This window comes from Collinsella sp. HCP3S3_E5 (genome assembly GCF_052067635.1).
Taxonomy (GTDB): Bacteria; Actinomycetota; Coriobacteriia; order Coriobacteriales; family Coriobacteriaceae; genus Collinsella.
This window is the reverse complement of sequence record NZ_JBQHQF010000011.1, coordinates 58,317-75,219: the sequence shown is the minus strand read 5'-3', so window position 1 is coordinate 75,219 and position 16,903 is coordinate 58,317. Positions and strand designations below refer to the sequence as shown.

Sequence of the window (16,903 nt, the reverse complement as noted above, 5' to 3'; positions counted from 1 at the left end):
CGATACAATACGGAGAGGCGCAGCGATGCGCTCGGCGGCCGCACGCCGGCCGAGTTCCGCGCCGCGCTGGGAAGGGCCGCGTAACGGTCCAAGAAATCGTCCGCAGTCCCGATCTAAGGTTGGCCGGATTTCCTTCTCGGTAAGCGGTTCCGCATGCGACCTTGTCGTTGTCCATACCGAAGATGAGCCAGGCGTCTTGTTTCCCGCGCAGGACCGCTTCGTTACTCAGGGCGGAGAAGTACTTCCCGAGGTTCTTGAAACTGAAGTCGTTTTTCGCTTCCTTGAGCTCGATAACCACGCTCTCGTAGGGCTTCTCGATACGGGCGATGAGTTCAAGGACGTCGTGATCGCTGTAGTACAAGATCGCTCCCAACGGTCTCGTGGCTGGTATTTAGTCGTAAGATACGACTAAATACCGAAATCAAAGTCATTTTAGTCCAATCTAACGACTAGAAATAAAGATGTTGGACTGTTTATAGGACTAAACACTGTGGAAGGCCCGGCTTTAGTCCAATCGCTGTTTGACGGCCCGCCATATCCGTAACCCGGAGGTCGTAGGTTCAAATCCTGCCCCCGCGACCAAGAACTTGCAGCTCGTCGGCCTAGCCGACGAGCTTTTTTGTTATTCCGGGATCGTGTTTTCGGTACGGTCCGCAGCTTCTCAAACAATATCTTGATCTGTAACAGATGGACCCGATTTGGACGTCTGGCCGTTACAAATCGAGACAAACCAGCACGCCAGCCTCCGTTTGTCTAAATCTGGAACACGAGGAGCGATTTTTGTCGTCTAATTGTTACAGATCAAGATTATTCGGAAGCCCGGTTTGGTTTGTCTCGATCTGTAACGCCTAGGGCCGGTTTTGGTCGATAGATGTTACAGATCGAGACGTTTTGTTGGGATGGTTTCTATTGTCTTGATCTGTAACAGGTAGGGGTCAAAAGTGGGTCTAGCTGTTACAGATTTAGATTGTTGAGGATGGGTCGAGAGGAATATCTCGATCTGTAACAGTAAGACCCGGTTTTGCTGGGTAGCTGTTACAGATTGAGACAAACCGACGCCCCGCCCCGCCCCATCCGCCTGCCGCCACCTGATATTCGCCGATTTTCGTTGTGCCGCTGTACCCCCATGCCATATCCTCTAGACAACTACGCGGCACCATCGCCGCCGCGTCTACAAGAGAGGAATGTCCATGACCGTACCTGCGTCCAAGCTGCTCCAGCCCATTACGGTTGGCCCCCTTGAGCTCAAGAATCGCATTATGTTCCCGCCGCTGACCACCGGCTATGAGGAGCGCGACGGTTCCATCGGCGAGCGCAGCCTGGCTTTTTACGAGCGCCTGGCCCGTGGCGGCGTGGGCTACATCGTCATCGGCGACGTCGCTCCCGTCATGACCGCAAGCCCCACGCCCAAGCTGGCAACCGACGCCCAGATCCCCACGTTTAAGGCACTGGCCGACGCCGTCCACAAGCACGGTGCCAAGGTCGCGCTGCAGCTGTTCCACCCCGAGTACGACGTGCCCGGTGTCGGCCGCATGGTCATGGGCTCCATGGCTGCAGCCAAAGCCGCGCAGGAGGCCAAGGCCGCCGGCGACGAGGAGACCTTTGCCGCCAAGATGGCCGAGTCCAACGAGATCCGCAAGCAGGCATACGCCAAGCTGCACCACGACATGCAGCACTTTGTGAACGAGGCGAGCGTAGAGCAGCTCACCCAGATCAAGGAGGCCATCGCTGCCTCGGCCGCTCGCGCGCAGCAGGCCGGCATCGATGCCATCGAGGTCCACGGCGACCGCCTGGTGGGTTCGCTGTGCTCCGCGATCCTCAACAAGCGAACCGACGAGTACGGTGGCTCGTTTGAGAACCGCGTTCGCTACGCGCTGGAGGTCGTCGCTGCCATCAAGGAAGCCGCGCCGCAGCTGATGGTGGAGTATAAGCTCCCCGTGATCATGGAGAACCCCGATGGCACGCCGCGTGGCAAGGGCGGCCTGCAGCCCGACGAGGCCTGCGAGTTTGCCAAGCTGCTCGAGGGCGCGGGCATCGATATGATCCAGGTTGCACAGGCCAACCACACCGGCAATATGGGCGACACCATTCCGTCCATGGGCGCCATGCCCTACAACTGGACGCTGCCCGTGGCCGAGCGCGTCAAGTCCCTGGTCTCCGTGCCGGTGGCAACTGTGGGCCGTGTTGTCTCGGTCGAGGCTGGCGAGAAGATTCTGGAAGACGGCGCAGCCGATATCATCGCCTATGGCCGCTCGCTCATGTGCGACCCCGACATTGCGCTGAAGGCCGCCACGGGCGAACCCATCCGCGAGTGCCTCAACTGCAACAAGGGCTGCGTCGATGCGATTCAAAACCGCAGGTACATCTCGTGTGTGCTCAATGCCGAGAACGGCGACGAGGCTACCATCGCCATTAAGCCGGGCGAGGGCGACAAGAAGATCGCCGTTGTGGGCGGCGGTATTGCCGGTCTGGAGGCCGCGCGCGTGGCGGCCAAGCGCGGCTACGACGTGACCGTCTACGAGGCGAGCGATCATCTGGGCGGCCAGATTGTGCTGGCGGCCGCGCCTCCGCGCAAGGACGAAATCATGCGCTCGGTCGAGTATTACGAGAAGATTCTGCCCGGCCTGGGCGTGAAGGTTGAGCTCAACCACGTCGCTACCACTGAGGACCTCAACGCCGCCGACGCCGCGATTGTGGCTGTGGGCGCGCACGACGTGGTCATCCCCGTTCCGGGTGCCGATTCTAAGAAGGTCGTCTCGAGCTGGGACGTGCTGGCCGGCAAGGTGGAGCTTACGGGCCGCGTCGCCGTCATTGGCGGTGGCCTGGTGGGCACCGAGACTGCCGAGTACCTGCTGCAGCACGGCTGCGAAGTGGCGATCGTGGAGATGCTCGACAAGATTGCCGCAGGCGAGTCCGAGACCATTCTGCCGCTGATTATGAGCGACTTTGCAGAGCACAACGTGGAGCAGCACGTGAAGACCCGTCTGACCGCCATTACCGATGAGGGTGTGGAGGCCATTCGCACTGCCGATGACGGCGCCGAGGAGCCGGTGAAGATCGCCTGCGATTACGTGGTGATGGCCGTCGGTTCCAAGGCCAACGCGTTTGACTTGGATGGCGTTACGGTGCCCGTGACCTGTGTGGGCGACTGCTCGGGCGAGCGCACCGCCGACATTGCGAACGCCATTCGCACGGCATATCACGCGGCCAACGAGCTGTAGTTGAACATCGCGGCCAGGTGGGGCGGTAGCACGGATCTGTCTCGCCCGGCCGCGTCCCATCGGGTGTCAATCGGGGCGGGGCCTGCAAGCGCAGCAGGTCCCGCCCTTTTTGTTTTGCCCCGGTGGACGACAATGCGCGCTAATCATGGGGAGTGAGGCGTCTACTGCCTTGCAGACTGCTCAAAATTATTGGAGGAGGGGTTAATAACTATATCCTCTATTCCAAAGGACATAAAGAGATGCCAATTTTGCTGGCAAGCGAATGACGATTAGCTGCGAGCTAGTTACCAGCGTAAATAATCAATAAAGAAATGTCGTAAATTGGTGTCAAATTCCCAGATAGCGCCGCGTCTATTTTAATTAACTGCTTTGAGCAAACAGTAAAATGCTACTATCTAACTTGCACGTAAGAAAGCAATTTAACGTTTAAGGCTAAGAAGTAGAAGTGGCAGGTATGTCAGAAACAACAAGGACTCGCACGCATGCGCCCGAGATTAGGCAGCGCGCTGTCGAGATCCTCCAAGAAGGGGTCGGCCATCGCGCGCTCGCCGCAGAGCTTGGCATCCCCCAGGCCACAGCCCGTCAGTGGGCCCGTGCGTATGCCGTGGGCGGCGCCGACGCCGTTCTCAATGCGGGCTCTCATCACCACACATACTCGTTTGACGTTAAGCTTGCCGTGGTTAAGGACCGCTTGGAACATGGTCTGACGGTGCGTGAGGTCATGGTCAAGCACAAGATCCCCAGCGAGTCTTCGGTTAAAGCTTGGTGCCGACAGTATCGCGACGGTGGCGAGGCCGCCTTGGTCGATAAGCCGCGGGGTCGTAAACCGCGCGTTAAAAAGGCGGAATAGCGAACGGGATGGTGCGTCCGCAGGGGCGCATTTTTCTTGCCGCGCCAACCTTTTGGACCGCCGCGAGTCTATCGGGACATCCTTCAAAGTGGTCAATAAACCGCGCGCAGTGGCCCGTGCGCCCGCCGCTACGAGAGGGGGAGCGTTGCCTCTCTACTCCAAAGCGGACATGCCCTTACCCCATACGCCTAAAACTCCCCAGTTGACCGAAAACCTGCCGCCTGAACTCCCAATTTGAGCTATAACGTTAAATAATTGCAGCGTTTTTGCATGGGGGAGTGATGGTATGACGCTACTGTATTTCCTTACCCTGTTTCCGCTGGTACCGGCGATGGGCATGCTGCTCGCGCGCAGTGACCGAGTCCGCGATGCGGTAGGGCTTGTAGGCTCCGGCATTATTATGGCGGTGACCGTTGTAGTTGCCGTCTTATTTTTTGGCACGGGTCCGCAGGGCTTTGAGGTTGCCCCCGGCACCTCGCATGTGCTCTCGATCATCAGCTCCGTCATCGACGTAATTCTGTGCGTCGTCATCCTGTACAACGCGTTCAAATATAGGAACGCGCTTACCGGTGTGCTCGGCGTGGTGCAGCTGGTGGGTTCGGTTGCCTTCGCTGCCATGACGCTGCCCACGGCCGAGGTCGTCACCGCCACGCCGCTCTACCTGGACTATATGAGCGTGATCATGGTGCTCGCCGTCGGCATTGTCGGCAGCCTGATCTGCGTGTATGCCCTGGGCTACATGAAGGACTTCCAGGCGCACGATGAGCACGAGGCCGCGCTGCGTGGGCAGACCGCGCCCGACCGACGCCCGCAGTTCCTGGCGCTTATGTTCCTGTTCCTTTCGGCCATGTTCGTCATCGTGACGAGCGACAACCTGGAGTGGCTGTTCTGCGGCTGGGAAATCACCACCGTGTGCTCGTTTCTTATGATTGGCTATACGCGCACGCCCGAGGCCATCAAAAACGCCTTTACCCAGATCATCCTCAACATGCTGGGCGGCATCGCGTTTTTGGCGGGCCTTATGTTCCTGCACGTCAACGGCGTACCGCTGACCATCTCGGGCATGATCGAGCTTTCCGGCGCCGGAACCGCGCAATCCGCGCTGCTGGTGCTGCCGGTCGTCTTGCTGTCGATCGCCGCGCTTACCAAGGCCGCACAGATGCCGTTCCACACCTGGCTGCTCGGCGCCATGGTCGCCCCCACGCCCACGAGCGCCCTGCTGCACTCGTCCACCATGGTCAAGGCCGGCGTGTTTTTGATGGTCAAGCTGAGCCCGCTGTACGCCACCTATCCCGTGACCGGCTTTATGGTCACGAGCGTGGGCGCCATCACGTTTTTGCTCGCCGCCCTCATGGCCATCTCGCAGAGCAATGCCAAGCGTGTGCTCGCGTACTCCACCATTTCCAACCTGGGCCTCATCAGTGCCTGCCTGGGTGTCGGCGCGCCCGAGGCCGTGTGGGCCGCCATCTTCTTAATCTTGTTCCATACGGTGGCAAAGTCGCTGCTGTTCCTGTGCGTGGGCACGGCCGAGCATCATATCGGCAGCCGCAATATCGAGGACATGGACGGCATGTTCAGCCGCATGCCGCACCTGACGCGCCTGATGATGCTGGGTATCATGGGCATGTTCGTGGCGCCGTTTGGCATGCTCGTGTCTAAGTGGGGCGCCCTGGTGGCGTTTGCGCAGACCGGTAATGTGCTCATGATCATGGTGCTGGCCTTTGGCTCGGCCGCGACGTTCTTCTTCTGGGGCAAGTGGCTCGCCAAGCTCTCGGGCGTGGATTCTACGGCCGAAAACGTGGAGGGCAATGTCCATAAGACCGAATGGATAGCGCTCAACACTATCGCCGCGCTGCTGATTCTGTGCTGTGTAGCGTTCCCGATTATCTCGAGCGGTCTGGTGTCGCCTTACTTGGCCATGGTGTTTGGCCGCGTGCCGTATGTTATTGGCAAGGATGCCATGTATCTAATGGTGGTTATCGTGGCTTTTATCGCCGTGGTGCTGCTGACTTCATTCCGCGTGAGCAACAAACCGCACGTAAACGTATATCTTTCGGGCGTGGGAACCGACAATTACCGTCATTTCCGCGGCTCGATGGGACACGAGGTGAAGGCCGAAAAGCGCAATTGGTACCTGGAGGACGCCTTTGGCGAGAAGCGTATTGGCCCCGCGGGCAGCATCGTGTGCTGTAGCATCATTCTGTTCGCGCTGCTATGCTGCGCATGGATTGGTCCCGATACGCTCGCCATGGGCGAGCCCTCGGTGCTGCGCGGCAAGTATTTCGAAGGCTCGGGTGTCGTAGGCATCTTTATAGGCACCGTGGCGTTTGCCCTGCTGGCGCCTTTGGCTGGTGGCCTGATCGACGGCATCGACCGCAAGCTGTCCGCCCGCATGCAGGGCCGCGTGGGACCGCGTCTGCTGCAACCGTTCTACGATGTAGCCAAGCTCCTGCGCAAAGCCCCTGCCAGCGTAAACACCGTGGACGATACCTACATGGCGTGCGCGCTCGTCTTTACCGTGGTGGGCGGCGGCATCTTTGTGTCGGGTTCCAACACACTGTTATGCGCCTTTATGGTTACCCTCGCTGCGATCTTTGTGGTGCTGGCGTCCGCCTCGACGCAAAGCCCGTTTGCCCAGGTCGGCGCCGACCGCGAGCTGCTGCAGGTCATGAGTTACGAGCCCGCCGTTTTGCTGATGAGTGTGGGCCTGTACCTTGCCACCGATAGCTTCGATTCCATCGCCGTGACGGGGCAGCCGGCCCCCATCATCGTGTACAGCGCGCCCATCTTCCTCGCACTGCTCGCGGTGCTTACCATCAAACTGCGCAAGTCGCCGTTCGATCTTTCGTACTCGCATCACGCGCATCAGGAGATCGTCCAGGGCGTCGCCACCGAGATGAGCGGCGGCACGCTGGCCAAGATGACCCTTATGCACTGGTGCGAGACCGCGCTGTTTTTGATGTGGGTGGGCATGTTCTTTGTTTGGGACAACCCGGTGAGCTGGGTCGTCGCCCTGGTCGTTATGGTCATGACGTATTTTGTCGAGGTACTGATCGATAACACCTTCGCCCGTAGCACCTGGCGCAGCTGCTTTAAGCTCGGCTGGGGTGTGGCGCTGGTGTTTGGCCTGCTCAACCTTATGCCCATCCTCGTCGACGTGTTTATTTAGGAGGCGGCATCCATGGATCATAAAATGTCGCGCTCGCCGTGGGTTATTCATTACGACGGCTCGAGCTGCAACGGATGCGATATCGAGGTGCTGGCCTCGCTCACGCCGCTGTTCGATGCGGAGCGCTTTGGCGTGGTCAACACCGGCAACCCCAAACATGCGGACATCTTTTTGGTGACGGGGTCGGTCAACGCCCAGAACTTGCCCGTCGTGCGCCAGATTTACAACCAGATGCTCGAGCCCAAGTGCGTGGTGGCGTGCGGCATCTGCGCGTGCTCGGGCGGCGTGTTCCGCGATGCGTACAACGTGATCGGTGGCGTGGACCGCGCGATTCCCGTGGATGTGTACGCGCCAGGGTGCGCCATTCGCCCCGAGACGGTGATCGACGCCATCGTGGAGGCGTGCGGCATTCTGGACCAGAAGGAGGCCGTGATGCGCGCCGGCGGCGACCCGCTTACCGTGGGCGGTGCTGCTACCTGGGATGGCGGCGTTGAGCTGGGCGAGGACGGATTTGTGGCCGCGGCTGAGGCCGGCGACGCGCCTGCCGCTGGCGACGCACCTGCTGGGACGCCCGCCGCGTCCGCCGCTGCAAGGGGGGCCGAGTAATGCAAAAGGCACTCTATACCACCGTCGAGCTCGATGCGCTGCTGTCGCATGTCCAGGCGCTCAAGGGTGCCGGTGCCCGCTTTGTACAGATGCACGCCGAGCGCAATGTGGACGACGGCACGTATCGCCTGGTCTATACGTTCATCAACGTTCGTGCTGCCCAGGAGCAGATCGCGCAGGACGGCAGTTATGCGATTGAGAACCTGGTAGTCGATGGTATCGACCAGTACCAGGAGATTCCATCCATCAGCTCGTACTACCCTGCGGTGTTCCCGTTTGAAAATGAGGCACACGACCTGTTTGGGCTTGCCATTACCGACATGCAGATTGACTTTAAGGGCTTTTTCTACCAGGTCTCGACTGCCGAGCCCATGAGCGTCATCACGCCCGAGGTTAAGGCTGCGCGCGAGAAGGCCATGAAGGTCCGTGCCGCTGCCGAGGCCAAGGTGCGCAAAGCCGCGGCCGAGAAGGCCGCCGCTGCCGCGGCCGCTGCGGGGGAGGGCGCTGGCGATGCTGCGGGCGCTGCCGTCGCTCAGCCCACTGCGGCTGCCGGCTCCGATGCTCAGCATGACGAGGCTGCCGCCAAGGCCGCGCTCAAGGCTGCCGAGATGGAGGCAAAGCTCGCCGCCATGGATCCCGAGAAAGCGGCCAAGGTTCGCGCGGCGCTTGCCGCCAAAGCCGCCCGCGATAAGCAGAAAAAGGAGGCGTAAGGTCCATGGCACATCGCTCCGTTATTCCGTTTGGCCCGCAGCACCCGGTGCTGCCCGAGCCGCTTCACCTGGACCTGGTGCTTGAGGACGACCGCGTTATCGAGGCAATTCCGCAGATCGGCTTTGTGCACCGCGGACTCGAGAAGCTCACTGAAAAGCGTGACATGCACCAGTTTGGCTACATCGCCGAGCGCATCTGCGGTATTTGCGCCGTGGGTCACAGCTGCGGCTATGCCAGCGCCTGCGAGCGCATGCTCGACATCGAAGTGCCCGGCCGCGTGCGGTATATCCGTACCATTTTGCATGAGCTTTCGCGCATTCACTCGCACCTGCTGTGGCTGGGCCTGCTCGCCGATGCCTTTGGCTTCGAGGCGCTGTTCTATCGTTCGTGGACCCTGCGCGAGCAGATTCTCAAGATCTTTGAGAGCACGTGTGGCGGTCGCGTGATTCTGTCGATTAACGAGATCGGCGGCCTTAAGCATGACATTGAGGACTCCGAGCTGGCGGGCATTGTCCAGACGCTCGATGCCATGCGCCCCGACTACGAGGCCCTGGTGCATACCTTTTTGGACGACGACAGCTGTGGCGAGCGCCTGCATGGCGTGGGCGTGATCAGCAAGAAGGACGCGTTGGACCTGTCGATGGTCGGTCCGTTTGGGCGCGCCTCGGGCGTGGATTACGACGTGCGCATGTTTGGCGACGGTGCCTATGCGGACCTGGCTGCGTTTGAGCCCATCGTTGCTACCGATGGCGACTGCTATGCCCGCTGCCAGGTGCGCTGTGCCGAGGTCACGCAGGCCATGGACATCATTAAGGAGCTTGTGGGCAAGATTCCGCACGACGGCATCGGCGGGCGTACCAAGCTTACGCCAGCCGATGGCGCGCGCGGCGAGGTTGTGATTGAGCAGCCGCGCGGCGAGGCGTACTACTATGTGCGCGGTAACGGCACCAAGAATTTGGACCGTTTCCGTGTGCGCACGCCGACGTCGCAAAACCTGGCGGGCCTGACGCATGCGCTGCAGGGCGTGCTCATTGCCAACGTGCCCATGATTATCCTGACCATCGACCCCTGCATTAGTTGCACGGAAAGGTAGGCGCGGCATGAGTTTGCTGACATTTGCCAAGACGGCCTTGGGCTCTATGGTCAAGCAGCCGGTCACGGTGTGCTATCCGCAGGAGGAGCTGACGGCGCCCGAGCGCCTGCGCGGGCATATCGTCAACGATATGGACGTGTGCATCTGCTGCGGTATGTGTGCGCGTCGCTGCCCGGCGGGCGCGCTTGCGGTCGATCGCAAGGGTGGTACCTGGTCGATCGACCCGTACGCTTGCGTGGTGTGTGGCGAGTGCATCGAGAGCTGCCCCAAGCACTGCCTGACTATGGACACCGCGCGCACTCCAGTCGCGGCGGACAAGACTCCCACGGTAGAAACCAAGCCGGAATAGCGCTGGAATAGGGGCCGGTGGGGCAAAAATGCCCCACCGGCCCCGCGCTTAAACGCGCGGTTAGGCTGCCGTTAACAAAACTATGCCGGTTTACGGGGCTGGATAGCGAACCTCCGACCGTACTGAAAACCGTAAAACCAAAACCGCAGGTAGAACGCCTGCGATTTTGCATGAAAAGCGGGTATGGTCGGGGGTATCGAGTCAAACGTAGTAGATGGGCCAATTTCGTGGCGAGCGCCATCGGTCACTCCCTCGGGGGTGGAAGAAAACGGGCGATTTTGGCCGTCGATCTTGAGTCGCACCTGTTTTCCTGCGAAAACCCTCGTGTCTCAACTTTGGTGAGACATTTGTCTCACGTTCAAAACCGAATCCGGAACGTGTGTCACCTGCTCAAATTGTGTCTCATTCCGTAACTTTAGGCTAATGCAAGGTTTGAGACCGCGAGAAGGGAGACGCGATGAGTAGGTACACGAGGGGTCTCTTGGCGGTGATACTGGCCGTAGTGTTGGTGTTGCCGGCTGCAGCATTTGCCATGCTGCCCGAGGCCAACGCCAGGTCCAGCACCGGAATGGACGGACCGACAATGACCGGAAAGGTCGTCGACCCTGACACCAGCAACTACTGGAAGTTCTGGGCCGGTGGCTATGAAGGCAAGAAAGTGACAACTCAAAACGTCGGCCGAATCTGGACCGACAAGACGGTCAAGGCAATCGAGAACGGAGATTCAGATTTCCTGACCACGCTGTCTGCTATTTCCTCGACATCCGATACGACGGTTTCCGGCAAGCCGCTCGACATCGTGATGGTGCTGGACGCTTCAGGCTCGATGGATGATGAGATGAGTACAAACGACCATACCAAGCGTATTGACGCGCTGAAGACGGCCGCCAATCGCTTTATTGACACCATCGCCACGCAAAACCAAAGCATCACAGATGAATCCAAGCAGCATCAGGTTGCCATCGTAAAGTTTGCGGGAACAAAGAGGTCTACCACGGTCGGCAACGACAGGGATGAAAACGGCTATAACTACTCGCAGACCATGAAGAAGCTGACGCTCTGCAAGGGCGAGGACGCGGAGAGCCTTAAGAGTACGATCGACTCCATCAGTCCCGCTGGCGCCACGCGAGCCGATTATGGCTTACAGCTGGCCGAGGGCATTTCGTCTGGGCGTGCTGATGCCAAGAAGGTCGTTGTCTTCTTCACCGATGGCTCGCCCACGAGTTGGGACGGATTCGAGAACAAGGTTGCCAATGACGCTATCAACAGCGCCAAGAAGATCAAGGATAAAGGTGCCGACATTTATACGATCGGTATCTTTAGCGGCGTAAACCCCAGTGCCGACCCCACGGTTGATGGCACAAGCAAAGAGAATAAGTTCATGCATGCCGTGTCGAGCAACTATCCTGCCGCCTCATCCAGCATTTCTATCTGGCGCGGATGGACCATCAACTTTGGTGCGCGCGCAGAAAACGCCAATTACTACAAGTCGGCAACCAGCGCCGCTGAACTCGAGAAGATCTTTGAAGAGATCTCGGGAAGCATTATCAAGACTGGTTCCCCGACAGAAGTCCATGACGGTTATGGCGAGCATGAGTCCGGCTACATCACGTTTACCGATAGGCTGGGCGACTTTATGCAGGTCGACGACTTTACGTCTGTCGTGTATAACGGTACGACGTTTGACAAGCCGACAAAGAAGACCGAAGGCAATGTCGACACCTACACATTTTCTGGTGCCGCTGCGAACCTGGTCATCACTGTTCAGCATGCCGAAGAGGGCAAGCCTCAGACCGGCGATATCGTAACGGTTAAGATTCCTGCGTCGCTGATTCCGCTGCGCCACTTTAAGATCACCGACGGCGTGCTTACGGTCGACAATACTGAGCCCATTCAGGTGAACTACACCTCAAGCGTTAAGAAAGAAGCGCTCGATAACCTGTTTACGCCCAAGAACGTAAAGGGGCTCGAGGACTACATCAAGAGCAATACGACCACCGCGGAGAACGGTTCCAAGACCGTTAACTTCTACGCGAACAAGTGGAATGCTGGCGCGCTGGGCGATACGATCGCAAACTTTGAGCCTGCCGACACCAACCGCTATTACTATTTCCAGAAGCAGACTCCCATTTATGTGGACGAGGATTGCACGCAGCCTGCGAAGGATTCGCTGGCTGCCGACGACATCTATTACTACAAGGACGAGTTTGAGGCAAAGGGCGAAAACGGCGAGGCCAAGCCCGCCTTTGCCGTCATCGAGTTTATCGGCGGCGACGCTGCGAAGCTTGACGGCGCCATAGTTCACGACGAGGACGACAACCTTTCGTTTAGCGTGGGAACCGCGCGTCTGGCCTTTATCGACGAGCTCCATACCACCAAGAAGAGCAACAGCACCGGTACCGCGACTGACGTTCTCAATCCCAAGTGGAACAACGTGTCCGCCAAGGCGACCGCGACGCATGTCAATTCCTACCTGGGCAACAACGGCAAGATCAGCTTTAACGTGACGCCGACAACGGTGGATACCAAGGCCAGCTTTGGCCTGACCAAGGTGCTCGAGGGCCGCGATTGGACGGATGCGGACGAGTTTAAGTTTGAACTCTCCGCAACGTCCGAGAATGACGCCCCGATGCCTGCACACGCGACCGCGACCGTGACCAATGACGACCTGGACGACAATGGCAAGGCAGCTATCGACTTCGGCGAGATCACCTGCAACAAGCCGGGCGAGTACACCTATGAGGTCCGCGAGGTCAAGGGCGGCGCCGGTGGCATCACCTACAGCGAGAACGTTGCCACGTTCAAGGTGACCGTGGCGGTTAAGGCCACGGGTGGGCTTAAGGCTGACGTTGAAAAGATCTCGGGCAAGACCGAGTTCAAGAACACCTATAGCGCCAAGACGGAAACCCCGCTGACCCTTGAGGCAACCAAGACGCTCACGGGGCGCCCGATGGCCGATGACGAATTTAAGTTTGCGCTGAGCTATGCGGGGCACGACGAGGTTCTGCTGGATGCAACCAACAAGGGTGGCAAGGTTGAGTTCGGGCCGCTGACGTACACGACCGAGTCGCTTGCCAAGCTGGTCGAGGAGGGCAAGGCGTCGGTTGATGCTAGCTCCGACAAGCCCACGTGGACCATTCGCTACATTGCTGCCGAGCAGACCGGAAAGCTGCCTGCGGGCGTGAGCGCCACCGTGTCGGCAATTGACGCATGTGTAACCGTTGTCGACAACGGCGATGGTACCCTGACGGCGACGGCTGTCTACGGCGATGCCGGCAACGAGTTTGTGAACACCTACACTGCCGCGCCTGTCGAGGCATCGCTTGTGGGCAAGAAGAATCTGCAGGTTCCTGATGGCTTGACCCCGGCTGACATTGCCGGCAAGTTCACCTTTACCGTGACCGGTGAAGAGGGCGCACCCATGCCCGCGAACGCGAGCGTGACCAATGATGCCAAGGGCAAGGTCGACTTTGGCAAGATCACCTTTACGCTCGACGACCTTAACAAGGCTCTGGGCGAGAAGCCCGAGAAGCGCGAGCACACCTTTACCTACACCGTGACCGAGTCCGGTGAGGTCGCTGGCGTGACCAACGACGTCGAGACTTCGCGTACGGTTTCCTTCACCGTGACTGATGACGGCGAGGGTACTCTGAGGGTGTCCCGCAAGCCGGACGGCGATGTGGCATTTACGTTCACCAATACCTACAGCGTGACGCCTGTCAAGACGAGCGTCACCGACCAGATCGCCGCGACCAAGGTCCTGACCGGACGCGACCTCAAGGCTGGCGAGTTTAGATTCGAGCTCGTCGAGGGCGAGGGCGAGGACGCCAAGGTCGTCGCCACCGGCACCAACAATGCCGAAGGCAAGATCACGATGAACGCCGTGAAGTACGACAAGCCCGGCAAGCACACCTACACACTGCGCGAGGTCAACGGCGGAACCACCAGCAAGGGCGTCACTTACAGCGACGCCAAGTTCACCATCGAGACCACCATCACGGACAACGGCGACGGTACGCTCAAGGCCGAGCACGTCCTGAAGGACGACGAGCCCGTCGAGTTCAAGAACACCTACAGCGTGACCCCGCTCGACACAGAGCTCGACTTTGGCCTGAGCAAGGCCATCGACGGTCGCGACTGGACGGATGCAGACAAGTTCAGCTTTACCATCACGGCCCCCGAGGGCACCCCACTGCCCGACCCGGCAACCGTAACCGTGACCAAGCAGGATGCGGACAACGAAGGTATCGCCGCCATCAAGTTCGGCAAGATCCACTACACGGCTGCCGGAACCTACAAGTACGAGATCCGCGAGAACGCGGGAAGCGCGGCCGGTATGACGTATGACGCGCATGTCGCAACTGCCGAAGTGACCGTGACCGAGAACGGCGACGGCACCCTGACCGCCAACGTCACCAAGAAGGAAAGCGGCCGCTTCACCAACGCGTACCGTACTGAGCTCGATTACGCCGCGGCCGGCGGCCTCAAGCTCAGCAAGACCCTCTCCGGACGTCCCATGACCGAGGGCCAGTTCACCTTTACCGTGACGCCTGCCGACGAGGCTTCGGCCATCGCGCTCGGCCTGCACGAGGGCGCCAACGTGTACAAGTCCCCTGCAACGGCAGAGGCAACGGTTGGTCTGATCGACATCCTGGCTGGCCATGAGGTCAAGTTTACGCAGGCTGACGCGGGCAAGACCTTTACGTACACCGTGGCCGAGAAGAACGACGGCAAGCCCGGTTACACCTACGATGACGCCGAGCGCACCGTGACGATCGCTATCGCCGACGATGGTGCCGGCGCGCTCACCGCTACGACGACCGTTTCTGGCGGACCCAATGGCACGCCTGTGGCGGTCCACAAGAGCGGCGAGAATAAGGTCGAGAGCGCCTTGGTCTCGTTCGCCAACAGCTACCACGCATCGACCGATAACCCGGGCGGCGAGCTTGCGCAGATTGTCGCCACCAAGACCCTGACCGGTCGTCCGCTGGCCAACGGCGAGTTCTACTTTGGCATCGCCTATGCGGGCGAGACGGAAGCCATTGACGGCACTGTGGCGACCAACATCAACGGCCAGGTGAGCTTTGGCACGCTGCATTACACGACTGAGATGCTCGCCGATTTGGTGAGCGCCGGACGCGCCATCCGTACCGACACGGATGCCAAGCTTGCGTGGACTATCAACTACACGGCGTTTGAGTACACGTCCCCGCTCGCAGCAAAGGGTATTACTGCCGCGAAGTCGAGCTTTAGCTTTAAGGTCATCGTCGTCGACAACGGCGACGGCACTCTGACGGCGAAGCCTGACTACGGTGGCACCGAGCCCGTGTTCGAGAACGTCTACGGCGCCGATGCCGTTGACGCCACGCTCGCCGGCGCCAAGAAGCTCCAGGCTGCCGAGGGCCTGACCCCGGCCGATATCACGGGTAAGTTCACCTTTACCGTGACCGCCGATGAGGCGGGCGCCCCGATGCCCGAGCGCACGACCGCAACCAACGACGCGGCCGGCAACGTGGACTTTGGCAATATCCACTTTACGCTCGAGGACCTCAACCGCGCCTTGGGCGTGACGGACGATGCGGCCGATAAGGCCGAGGCAGACGAAGCTGACGAAGTCGAGGCCGACGAGGCAGAGGCTGAAGAGGCCGACGCCGACGCTGACGCCAATGCCGACGAGTCCGGCGGCGAGTCCGAGCCCGCAGCCCCCACCGCCCCGCGCTCGCACACCTTTGCCTACACGGTGACCGAGTCCGGTAGCGCCCCTGGCGTGACTAACGACGCCAACGCCACGCGTAAGGTTTCCTACACCGTGACTGACGACGGTGCCGGACATCTGAAGGTCGTGCGCGAGGGTGACGACGGTGCTGCCTTCACGTTCACCAACACCTACAGCGTGACGCCTACCGATTCTGTGGTGACCGATCAGGTCAAGACGGTCAAGCGCCTAACCGGACGCGACCTTGCAGCAGGCGAGTTCACGTTTGATCTGCTCGAGGACGGCGTGGTTGTCGCGACCGGCACCAACGACGCCAACGGCAACGTTACGCTGAGCCCGATCCGCTACGAGGCACCCGGCACGCACACGTACACGCTGCGCGAGGCTTGCCCCAACGCGCTCGGCCTGTACAAGGGCGTCACCTATGACGGCACGACCTACACCGTCGTGACCACCGTCTCCGACAACGGCGACGGCACGCTGACCGCGACGCACAAGCTCGAGGGAACTACTGAGTCGGCTGGCTTTACCAACAAGTACCACGCCATGCCCACGCAGGTTTCCATCGGCGCCATCAAGGTGCTCGAGGGACGCGAGCTCAAGAAGGACGAGTTTAGCTTTAAGCTCGTTGGCGAGGACATCGAGTCCACCGTCACCAACGATGCCGACGGCAAGATCAACTTCGACAAGTTCGAGTACGACGAGCCCGGTACGTACGTCTATACCATCAGCGAGGTCAAGGGCGACGAGGCCGGTATGACCTACGACAAGTCCGTCTTTACCGCGACCGTCAACGTGGTCGACGACGGCGAGGGCAACCTCAAGGCGAATGTCGCCTTTGCCAAGGGCGATAAGAGCGTCGAGGGTATCGTGTTCAACAACACGTACAAGAAGCCCGAGACGCCCGTGCCGACGCCCGATCCCGGCACGCCCAAGACCGTGACGAACATCGTCAAGACGGTCAAGGGTTTCCTGCCCACCACGGGTGACCAGCAGGCCGCCGCACTGCTCATGGCGTTTGTTATCGCCATGGCCGGCGTCGGAGCCCTGGTCTGGGGTATCCGTAAACGCTAGGCACGCTGGCGGCGCCCGGGGCCAAAAGGCCCCGGGCGGCCGGCGGGGAGCCAGAACATAGCCCCACCCCCCACCCCCAGCCGCCACGGAGGCATCTCCCTCCTCCGTGGCGGC

General features: G+C 60.1%; 8 protein-coding genes and 1 pseudogene. 8 read left to right on the top strand and 1 reads right to left on the bottom strand.

Features of this window, described 5'->3' with window-relative positions:
* Nucleotides 1–361, bottom strand: a pseudogene (locus ACTM82_RS05015) (hypothetical protein); the annotation flags it as partial.
* 829 nt (nucleotides 362–1,190) lie between these two features.
* Here ACTM82_RS05015 and bilR point away from each other — a divergent pair.
* The 8 genes from bilR to ACTM82_RS04975 all read left to right on the top strand — a co-directional run bounded on the left by bilR (nucleotide 1,191) and on the right by ACTM82_RS04975 (nucleotide 16,789).
* On the top strand, nucleotides 1,191–3,221 hold the full coding sequence (bilR, locus tag ACTM82_RS05010) for a bilirubin reductase, long form (RefSeq protein ID WP_441054782.1): 2,031 nt from the start codon (nucleotides 1,191–1,193) through the stop codon (nucleotides 3,219–3,221).
* Between the two features lie 454 nt (nucleotides 3,222–3,675).
* Nucleotides 3,676–4,071, top strand: coding sequence for a helix-turn-helix domain-containing protein (locus ACTM82_RS05005; protein ID WP_229770663.1), 396 nt, complete (start codon nucleotides 3,676–3,678; stop codon nucleotides 4,069–4,071).
* 286 nt (nucleotides 4,072–4,357) lie between these two features.
* Nucleotides 4,358–7,240, top strand: a complete 2,883-nt coding sequence (locus ACTM82_RS05000) for a proton-conducting transporter transmembrane domain-containing protein (RefSeq protein ID WP_441054780.1) — start codon at nucleotides 4,358–4,360, stop codon at nucleotides 7,238–7,240.
* 12 nt (nucleotides 7,241–7,252) lie between these two features.
* Nucleotides 7,253–7,846 (top strand): NADH-quinone oxidoreductase subunit B family protein, encoded by a 594-nt coding sequence (locus ACTM82_RS04995; protein ID WP_427795592.1) that lies wholly within the window; start codon nucleotides 7,253–7,255, stop codon nucleotides 7,844–7,846.
* A complete protein-coding gene (locus ACTM82_RS04990) occupies nucleotides 7,846–8,556 on the top strand; it encodes an NADH-quinone oxidoreductase subunit C (protein WP_441054778.1) in 711 nt (236 codons plus the stop codon). The genes ACTM82_RS04995 and ACTM82_RS04990 overlap by 1 nt, the downstream gene beginning before the upstream one ends.
* A 5-nt stretch (nucleotides 8,557–8,561) precedes the next feature.
* Nucleotides 8,562–9,650, top strand: coding sequence for a hydrogenase large subunit (locus tag ACTM82_RS04985; RefSeq protein WP_441054776.1), 1,089 nt, complete (start codon nucleotides 8,562–8,564; stop codon nucleotides 9,648–9,650).
* Nucleotides 9,651–9,657: 7 nt separating this feature from the next.
* Nucleotides 9,658–9,999, top strand: a complete 342-nt coding sequence (locus ACTM82_RS04980; RefSeq protein ID WP_117759792.1) for a 4Fe-4S dicluster domain-containing protein — start codon at nucleotides 9,658–9,660, stop codon at nucleotides 9,997–9,999.
* A 457-nt stretch (nucleotides 10,000–10,456) separates the two neighbouring features.
* Complete coding sequence (locus ACTM82_RS04975; protein WP_441054774.1) at nucleotides 10,457–16,789, top strand: Spy0128 family protein; 6,333 nt, start codon at nucleotides 10,457–10,459, stop codon at nucleotides 16,787–16,789.
* Nucleotides 16,790–16,903 lie beyond the last annotated feature (114 nt).